Source organism: Roseomonas acroporae, from assembly GCF_023223525.1.
Lineage (GTDB): Bacteria > Pseudomonadota > Alphaproteobacteria > Acetobacterales > Acetobacteraceae > Roseomonas_E > Roseomonas_E acroporae.
In genome coordinates, this window is sequence record NZ_JALPRX010000176.1 from 1 (window position 1) to 9,457 (window position 9,457).

Genomic DNA, 9,457 nt, shown 5'->3' on the forward strand with positions numbered 1-9,457 from the left:
TGAAAACAGCCTCCAACCGCCTCGGCCAGAGCCCCGCTGCCCCTTCGCGCCGCGCACCGAACACGCGTTTTCACCCAGGGTGTGTCGATTTCCGGTCGGAACCGTCGGAACCGGTCGGGAACGAGCCAATATCAATAGCTTGTATGGTCGGACCCGCCGGAACCATGGTCGGACCCGGTCGGAACCGCTAGCACGTATGCAACGATCGCTCGGCGACGCCGAGACCACCCCCCCAGGCGCCTTTGCTCGTGCATCTTCCAGTCTCCATCGGGTAATTTGCAGAGGCGCCGCCATCTTCGTGTCGCGGACCCGCTGCGCACAAATGCGATCGCTGGATGCCCGACGTGACCGACGATGCCGTGCCCGAGCAGCCGGAGACCGAGCCGCCCATGCCCGACAACCCCGCGTCGCCAGTCCCTCCGCCCCTTTCCGCCGCGGAAGCGGAGATCCTCGCCGTCGAGGCGGCGAACAAGCGGGCCACCATCGCCGCTTCCGCCGGCGCCGATCCGCTCTGGCTGGCCCAACTCGCCGCCGAGGCCGCCGGGCTGGAGGCCGCCGCCGCCGTACTCCAGCGCGGCCACGATGCCCTGGCGGTCGGCAATGGCGGCGAGGTGGCGGTTCCGATCAGCCCGGACGACCGCTGGCCGGACCGGATGGTGTCCATGGCGGTGCGCGACGCGCCGGCCGCCCTCGACGCCGAGGCCAGCCGCAGCCGGCTGCAGCTCGCCCATCAGGTCGGGGTTCTGGCTGAGGCGGTGCAGGCTGGAGCGGAGGCCGACACGCCGCTGCAGAAGGGCCTCGCCCACATGCTGACGGCGGTGCACCGTCTCACGATGGAACTGTCCGCCGCGGCGGTGCGCGATATGGCCCGGGATCGGAGCGCCGGGCACCTCCACCCGAAGGCACTCGCCGAGGCGGCCAAGACCGCGAACGTGGTGGGGCGGCTGACCGAGGCCTATGCCAGGGGCCTGCATACCCTCGACCGGGTCAAGAACGGCGGCCGGCAGGAGGTCGTGGTCCGGCACGTCCATACTCACGTGGCTGAGGGTGGGCAGGCCGTGGTGATCGCCGGCGATGTGCAGCAGGGGAGGGGGGCCTCGGGGCGTTGAGCGAAGGACCCGATGCGCTGCCTGTCGTGACGAAAAGCGAGGCTGCGGCCACGGATCCGATGGCTGCTGCCCATGCCGCCCCTCGATGTGGCGCCCGCTGCCGCGACGGGCATGCCTGCCTCGGGCCCGGCATGCGCAACGGCCGGTGCCGAATGCACGGCGGCAAGAGCACCGGCGCCCGCACGGCGGCCGGCCTTGAGCGTTGCCGCTCGGCGCCGCGCAAGCATGGTGCGCGGGACGCGAAGGCGCGGGCGCAGGCAAAGCTGCGCGGCGAGGCGCGGGCGACGCTGCGGGAGCTGGAGAAGATGCTGGCGGGCGGTGGAGATTAAGCGCTGCGGCATCTCCCGACGCCGCACTCGCAGGCGTGAAGGGCGTGAGTGCCACAGCAGGGAAGGCACCGTAGACGGCGATTGCCCGAACATGATTTCGTAACCGACACATGCCGTCCGACCTGGAGAGGCGTGGCAGCAGGCGGAGGGAGCGGCACGTGACCCTGATCAGGACGGCCGCCGGTGTGGTGATGGCGGTGTTCGCGCTCAGCGCGACGGCGCTGGCCCAATCGCCCCCTATCACCTGGTCAGACGCGATCGCCCGCCTCGCCGCCGAACGCACGCGGGCGGCAACGTGCGTCGAGCAAGCCCGCGCGCTCCGCCTTACCGCGTCCGACCCGCTGGTGCGCGGGTACGGTGCTGCGAAGGCGGAAGTGGATGGCGTCATCGCTGGTCTTGCTGTGGCTTTGGCTGAAAGCCGCGAGCCGGTTGCCTTGGCAGAGCTGGAGCGGCGCATGACAGCGGGCGTAGAAGGGCGGCGGCACTTCTGCGAGCAGGTCGCTACTCGCCTGCCACCTGTGCCGCCTGGGCAGCGGAACCCGTTGAGCGACGTGCTCGGCGCCGTGGTGAAGCCGGTTCTCGAGGCGGTGGTGAAGCTTTGGGAGATGCATCGGGACGACGACCGGCTACGCCGCGAGACGATCCGCACCCAGTTGGAGGCAACACGATGGCCCGAATTTCCCGGCGCGCCACGCTCGCGCTGAGTGCACTTGCCCCAATAGTCAAAACACAAGCAGCGGCTCAGTTAGCTGACACAGCGTCTGTGCTCGGGCATGACCTGCCGATAGGCTTCTACGACCGACCAGTGCTGGTGGTAGATCCCGGCCAGCACACAGGAGCGATCAAACGTGCCGATGCGGATGCGGCGGGACGGCTGGCGGTCACTGCCTCCTATGACAAAACGGTGCGAGTTTGGTCAGTGACGGATGGCACGCTGCTGCGCACTATTCGATTGCCTGCAGGCCCGGGTCAAGTTGGTCGGCCTCTCGCAGTTGCTATCGACCCAGCAGGGATAGTAATCGCGGTTGGCGGGTGGACTACACCACGTGGTATGCAGGAAAGCATTTTTCTCTACGAAGCCACGACCGGCGCACTGCGACATCAGATCGGCGATCTGTCTGAAAGCGTATTGCATCTCACCTTCTCGCATGACGGGCGGTTCCTGGCAGCGATGCTGAGTAACAAACGCGGTTTGCGCGTCTTCGACAGCAACCAAGATTGGGCCGAGGTGGTGCGGGACACTGAATACGACAATGATAGTTATGGCGCCGCCTTTGCTCCGGATGGCAGCCTCGCCACGGTCAGCTTTGATGGCCTAATCCGCTTATACCGTCCCAGCTTCAACCTGCCGCCGCTACGTCAGCGCGCCCCGGGCGGCGCTCACCCTTACGGCATCGCCTTCCGCGCTGATGGTGCTTGCCTTGCTATCGGCTATGACGACAATACCCGCGTCGACATACTAGATGGGCAAAGCCTAGCGCTCCTGCATACGGTGGAGAGCAAGGGCATTGACAACGGGGACATTAGTACTGTCGCCTGGGCAACAGACGGAACGCTGCTGGCGGGCGGGAACTTCGAGAACGACATGGGCATGGTTCCTGTCCTTGCCTGGGCGGCGGGATGGCGCGCTGAGCCACGTCACCTGCCGGCGGGGCTGAATACGGTTATAAGCTTGGTGCCGCTGCCGAATGAAAACTTGCTAGTGGCGTCACTGGATCCCTTTCTCGCCCGCCTTACGGCAGACGGCCATGCCGCCTTGGACTTGGACTGGAATCCTAGCCGACTTCCGCGACCAAGAATCTACCCTTCGCGTCTCAACCAGTGGCAGTGTTGTCGAATTCGGCTACGCGCTTAACGGCAACAATCCAGCACGCTTTGACCTAGATCGCTTATCGCTAGAGCCTAATTTCAAGCCTGATTCAAACACTGCGCTACCCCGCCAGCAGGGATTATCTATCGAAGGATGGAACGAAACCCAAGCTCCTACTCTGAATGGCATGCCCCTATCGCTCGAGGGTTTCGAGAAGTCACATTGCCTTGCCTTGAACCCTGCGGGTGACCGGTTCGTCCTCGGCACTGGTTTGTCACTGCGCGCATTTGATGCGCGCGGTACCTCGCTTTGGCGCTGGCCTGTGCCCGGCGCTATCTGGGCGGTGAACGTAACTGGTGATGGTCGCCTTGTAGTCGCTGCCTGCGGCGACGGCACCATCCGATGGCACCGGATGGATGATGGCCGGGAAATTTTGACTTTTATGCCGCTGCAGAACCGTCGTGACTGGGTCGCCTGGACACCGGAAGGCTTCTATGCTGCGAGCCCTGGTGCGCATGGTGTGCTGCGCTGGCATGTCAATCAGCCCAACTGGCAGCCGGCCCGGGAGTACGCCGTAGCCGATATTCCAGGCTTCTACCGGCCAGAGGCGATCAAGTTGGTATTGCAGGAGATGGAAACGCCGCGCGCCATCGGCCTCGCCATCCTCGCTGAGCAGCGCGAAACGGTACGGTTGCTGACTAACAGCCGCCTTCCACCTGGCGTGAAGCTGCATCTGATGGCTGTTGGTGTCAGTCGGTACGACGCAGTGCATCTGCGCCTGAATTTCGCTCAACAGGACGCGCGCGACGTGGCCTCGGCGCTCGCTAGCACGCAGGGAGGGCTGTGGGTTACTGGTAGCCGGCAGTACCTTGCCGATGAGGACGCCAGTCGTACCGCGATCCGCCGAGGACTGGACACCTTGCGAGGTGCGATAACGGGCGCGGATGATCTCGCCATAGTGCACTTTTCCGGTCACGGAGCCATGGTTGATGGTGAGCTTTACCTGCTGCCCCACGACGTGCAGGTGGGCGATGCCGTTGCATTGAAGGACAGTGCACTGCCGATGGCTGCCTTTCGGGCGGAGCTTATGCGCATCGCCGAGCGCGGTCGTGTGCTGGTACTACTCGATGCTTGCTACTCTGGTGGCGCATCGTTGGACGGGCAAGCGCGGGAGGTGCCATCTAGCATCCTTAGTACAGCACTCGCCGCCGCCAATATCAGCGTGCTGACCTCCTCTTCCGCCTCGCAGACCTCGCGCGAAAGCCCCGCCTGGCAGCACGGCGCCTTCACGGCGGCCTTTCTTGAGGCGCTCAGCGGAGCGGACGGCAACCATGATGGGTTGATCAGTGCGACGGAACTCGCGGCCTATATTGACCGGCGTGTTCGCGCCTTGACCGGCGATGCGCAGAAGCCAGCTATGGAACTCCGCTTCGACGGTACGTTGTTCGCGGCGAGGTGACCCGGCGTAGATACGGCAGATTTTTCTTGACAGGAAGCATTCCATGGTGGCGGCGCGGTCAGAAATTGCTATGCTGTGCCAACGGATTTCCTGACGGCCTACCCACTTCAGGCGCCAAACCGCCGCGGCGATGCCGGGCTGACGGTCAAGCGATCTGGTGACGGTGCCACCACACCCGACACTGGAGACGCGCGCCCGATGGCGGACGATTTCTCGCGGCAGCTCATGGCCGCCCGACTGCTCAACCCCTCGCAAGGCGGCATCGTGGACCGGCGCGCGGCGCTGGCGCAGCGGCTGCTGCAGAACCAGCCGCAGCCGGGGCCGGATGCCCGCAGCGGCAACCTCGCGATCCTGAGCGGCCTGCTGACCGGCGGATATGCCGGCTACACCGGGGCCGAGGCGGCGCGGCAGCAGGACGCCGACCGCGACGAGATGCGCGACATGCTGCGCCAGGCGCAGAAGCGCGAGGCGCAGGACCGCGCCGAGGCGCAGCAGTTCATGGGCCGGCTGGGCTTCGGCGGTGGTGCCGATGCGGGCATGAACAGCGGTCCCGCCGGCGGCGCGCCGGTGCCGCTGCAGACCCACAGTGGCGGCACCGCTTCGGTGCCGGGCCCCGGTGGGATGCCGGGTTCGATCCGCCCGGAGACACACCAGGCGATCAACACGCCGAACCCGGGCTCGTCGGACACCGCGCCCGCCATCCCGCTCGCCGGCATCGGCGGGCCGCTGCCGGGCGCCGCCGGCGGCAATCCCTTGGCCGGCCCGCTGCCAGGCGCGCCACCCGTGCAGCCGGGCGCCGGCAACCCGCTGCTCGGCCAGACGCCCGAGGGGGCGGCGCCGGCCGCCGGCGCCACGCCGCGCAACGGCGAGCTGGACCCGGCCTCGCTCGTCTCCATCGGCGGCCCGCACCGGCTCACGGCGCCGGCGGCCACGGCCTACCAGCAGATGATCGCGGCGGCGCGCGAGGCCGGGTTCAACATCGCGCCGACCGACAGCTACCGCACGCTCGCCCAGCAGCAGGCCCTCGCCCGGCGCAAGGGGCTGTACAGCCAGGGCGGGTACGCCGCGGCGCCGGGCACCAGCCGGCACGGGCTGGGCGAGGCGCTGGATCTCGGCGTGGTCGGCCCGGACGGGCGTATCATGCCACTGCCGCAGCAGGCGCAGGCGTGGCTCCAGCAGAACGGCGGCCGCTTCGGCTTCGAGACCATCCCGCGCGAGCCCTGGCACTGGCAGTTCCGGGGCGCGGCACCGGCCGGACAGGCGCCGGGCGGCGGGCAGCGTCAGCAGATGGCAAGCCTGTCGGCGGCGACCGATGCGCCGCCGGCGGCAGACGGGATGCCCATGCCGCAGCCCGCGCCGACGATGCAGCAGCGCCTGGCGCAGCAGCTGATGCCCGGCGGGGCCCCGGCCGCGGACACCCGCGCGCAGGCCCTGGTGGCCCAGCTCGACCCCGAGATGGCGGCCCGGGCGGCGCTGGCGGCGGGGATGTCGCCGAACGAGCGGATCCGCGCCATGGCGGCGCCGCTGTCGGCCTACGCCAACCGCTCGCCGCACACGCAGGTGATCGACACGGCGAACGGGCAGGCGCTGATCGACCAGCGCACCGGCAGCGTGGTCCGCAACCTCGGACCGGGCGCGAACCCGCACACCAGCGTGCACGAGACGGCCGAGGGCATCTTCCTGATCGATGACCGCACCGGGCAGCCGATCCGGCGCCTCGGCTCGCCGGTCGATCGGCGCACGGTGATCGACAACACCCAGCGCGGCGAGACGGTCTATTCGCAGGAGCGCGGCCGCTCCGCCGCCCGCGCGGTGGACGAGCTGGAAGCGGCCTCGGCGAGTGCGGGGCAGAACATCAGCCGCCTGAACATGCTGGAGCGGGCGCTGGGCAACCTGAGCACCGGCCCGGGGGCGGCGACGCAGATGCGCGTCGGGCAGCTGGCGCAGCGGCTCGGCATCCCCGACGAGACGCTGGCGGGCATGGGCCTCGATCGCAACGCCACGGCCTCGGCCGAGGTGGTGCAGGCGCTGTCGGGGCAGATCCTGCAGGGCATGATCGGGCCGGGCGGCATCCCGGCGAACAACTTCAGCAACGCCGACCGCGAGGCGCTGGAGCGCACGCTGCCGGGGCTCGGCAACAGCCCGGCCGGCAACCGGGCGATGGTCGCGGTGCTGCGGGCGACCTCGCAGCGGCAGGCCGAGATCGGCGAGGCCTGGCGGGCCTGGCAGCGCGACAACGGCGCCGACGCGGCGAGCTTCCGGCGCTTCCAGAACGAGCGCCTGCCGCAGCTCGTGGCCCGGGACGTGATCGCGCCGCTGATCGGCGGGCAGGCATCGGGTGGCGGGGGCGCCGGTCCGGGCGCCGCAGCCGGTGCCTCCGGCGGGTTCGGTCCGGGCGGTCGCGGCACGGCCGAGCCCGGACCGCCGCCGCTGCCGATGATGCAGCAGGGCGGGCGCAGCGTGCCGGACGCCGGCCGCCTCCGGGGTGGCGAGGTGTACACCCTGCCGAACGGCGCCCGCGCCCGGTTCGACGCCGACCGGCAGACCTTCATCGAGGTGCGCTGAGATGCCCCGCGAGTTCAGCCTGGAGGACGTGGCGGCGATGACCGGCGCCGCGCCCGCGTCTCCCCCGGGGCAGGCTGCCGGCGGCGCCGGGGCTGCCATCGGCGCCCCGCGCGAGTTCTCGCTGGAGGAGGTGGGGCGCATGGCCGCCGCGCCGCCGGCGGATCAGGGCAACGGCGCCGGCTGGCTGCCGACCGCCGCCACGCGCGGCATCGCCGATCTGGTGACGATGCCGCAGACCTTCTCGCGCGGCCTCGACGCCGCCACCGACTGGGCGCTGCGGCAGGTGCTCACGCCCGAGCAGATGGAGCGGGTGCGCGGCGCGCTGGCCGGGCGCGGCGCCCTGGACCGTGCGCTGCCCACCTCGGAGCGGGTGGCGGATCGGATGCTGGAGACGGCGCATATCACGCCGGTCGAGCCGCAGACGCGGCTGGGGCGGCTCGGCGCCGAGGCGGTGCGGTTCGGGGTCGGCAGCGCGGTCGGCGGCAGCGTGCCGGCCCTCACGCGTAACGTGGCCGGCGGTGCCGTGGCGGGCCTGCTGTCGGAGGGGGCGGGGCAGGCGGCCCAGGCGAGCGGGCTAGGGGAGACGGGGCAGGCGGTGGCCCGGGTCGCGGGCGCCCTCGCCCCCACCGCGGCGGGCGGGGCCAGGGCGCTGCTGACGGGCAGCCCGCTGCGTGACGCGGCCCGGGGGCTGGAAGGGCTGACGCCGCCGCAGATCGCCCGGGCGCGACAGCTGCTGGCCGACGCCGAGCGGGCCGGCAGCCCGATCACGGTGGCCGAGGCGGCGCAGCAGGCGGCGGGCCGGCCGATCCGCGAGCTGCACGCCGCGCAGGACCTGGCGCAGACGAGCCGCGGCGGGCAGGCGGTGATGGACCCGTTCCTGAACACCCGCGAGGCCGGGGCGCGGGCGGCGGCGGAAGGGCTGGTGGCGCCGCTGCTGCCGCAGGGCATGGACGGCGCCATGATCCCCGGCCGCATCCAGGCCGAGGCGGGCCGCGAGGTGGCGGCGGTACGGCGGGCACGCTCGGCACAGGTGCGGCCGCTCTACGACGCGGCGGCCGACGCGGTGACGAACAACCCGCAGGTTGCCCGCAGCGTGGACAACGAGCTGTCGCTGTCGCTGGGCCGGCTGGACAACATGGCGGCGCAGAACCCGGCGCTGGGCCCGGCCGTCACCCGCCTGCGCGACCGGCTGGCGCAGGGGCGCGGCGACTTCGAGGCGTTGCAGGACGTGCGGCGCGAGATCCGCGAGATGACGGCGGCGCAGGCACAGGCCGGGCAGCCGATCCTCGACCGGCGGGTGGGTGCCATGGTGGGCGGCGAGCTGGACCGGCTGACGGGCCGGCTGCACCGGCTGGTGCCGGAGTTCGCGCAGGCCGACGCCGAGTTCCGGCGGCTGACGCGCGAGATGGTGGAGCCGGTCGAGCAGGGGCTGGTCGGGCGGGTGGCCGAGACCGGCGACGCCGCCGCGCAGCGGGCGCTGCTGTTCCCGCAAGCGCCGATGGCGGGCGCCGTGCCGACCACGCCGGAGATGGCGTCCGACGCGGTGGGGCGGCTCTCGGGTGCGACGCCGACCCGGAACCGCGTGGACCTAGACGCGAACCGGAGCGTGCGCGGGCTGCTGGGGACGGAGCTGGCGGCGCGGCTGGACGAGGCGCAGCGCCGGACACGGGCCGGCCCGACCGACCGGATGGGCGCGGCGCTGGCGGCGCAGCTGCTGCGCACGGAGCGGCAGGGCGACACGCTGGACGCGGCGATGCGGGCGCTGCCCGGCGCCGGGCCGCTGGCGGACGACACGCAGCGGCTGCTGCAGGTGTTCGGGGCGCAAGGCTACGCGCCGACGCGGGGCAGCCAGACGGCACCGCGGCTGGCGCAGCAGGAGGCGGCCGGTCTCGGCGGGGTGCAGGCGGCGGGGCGGCTGGCGTCGAACCCGTTCCAGGCAGTGCCGCGGATGCTGGAGGACTGGCGGCGCAACACCAACACCGAGGCGCTGGCCGAGATGCTGATCGCCGGCCCGGCCGGGCTCGACCGGCTGCGGCGGCTGGCCGGGATCGACCCGCAGGCGCGGCGGGAGCTGATGGTGCGGCTGCTGCTGTCGGGCAACCGGGCGCGGGTCGCGGGCGAGGAGCGGCCGCAGCCCGGCCGCTAGAGCATGCTGCGTTTGATCGGAATCGGGGTTCCGAAACGG

Annotated in this window: 7 protein-coding genes; all 7 read left to right on the plus strand. The window is 71.0% G+C overall.

Annotated features, from left to right (window positions below; all coding sequences use genetic code 11):
• The first annotated feature begins 344 nt into the window (after positions 1 to 344).
• The 7 genes from M0638_RS27330 (at position 345) to M0638_RS27360 (ending at position 9,418) form a co-directional block, all read left to right on the plus strand.
• Entirely contained in the window at positions 345 to 1,109 is a 765-nt protein-coding gene (locus tag M0638_RS27330) for a hypothetical protein (protein WP_248670118.1), read from the plus strand.
• Positions 1,106 to 1,438 carry an HGGxSTG domain-containing protein gene (locus M0638_RS27335; protein ID WP_248670119.1) on the plus strand — a complete coding sequence of 111 codons (333 nt, stop codon included), beginning with the start codon at positions 1,106 to 1,108 and terminating at the stop codon, positions 1,436 to 1,438. Before M0638_RS27330 ends, M0638_RS27335 begins: the two co-directional genes overlap by 4 nt.
• Positions 1,439 to 1,596: 158 nt before the next feature.
• Entirely contained in the window at positions 1,597 to 2,142 is a 546-nt protein-coding gene (locus M0638_RS27340; protein ID WP_248670120.1) for a hypothetical protein, read from the plus strand.
• Complete coding sequence (locus M0638_RS27345) at positions 2,106 to 3,293, plus strand: WD40 repeat domain-containing protein (protein WP_248670121.1); 1,188 nt, start codon at positions 2,106 to 2,108, stop codon at positions 3,291 to 3,293. The genes M0638_RS27340 and M0638_RS27345 overlap by 37 nt, the downstream gene beginning before the upstream one ends.
• Positions 3,187 to 4,707 (plus strand): caspase family protein, encoded by a 1,521-nt coding sequence (locus M0638_RS27350; protein WP_248670122.1) that lies wholly within the window; start codon positions 3,187 to 3,189, stop codon positions 4,705 to 4,707. The genes M0638_RS27345 and M0638_RS27350 overlap by 107 nt, the downstream gene beginning before the upstream one ends.
• A 198-nt stretch (positions 4,708 to 4,905) precedes the next feature.
• Positions 4,906 to 7,272: a D-alanyl-D-alanine carboxypeptidase family protein gene (locus M0638_RS27355; RefSeq protein ID WP_248670123.1), complete on the plus strand. Its 2,367-nt coding sequence runs from the start codon at positions 4,906 to 4,908 to the stop codon at positions 7,270 to 7,272.
• Position 7,273: 1 nt separating this feature from the next.
• Complete coding sequence (locus M0638_RS27360; protein ID WP_248670124.1) at positions 7,274 to 9,418, plus strand: hypothetical protein; 2,145 nt, start codon at positions 7,274 to 7,276, stop codon at positions 9,416 to 9,418.
• Positions 9,419 to 9,457 lie beyond the last annotated feature (39 nt).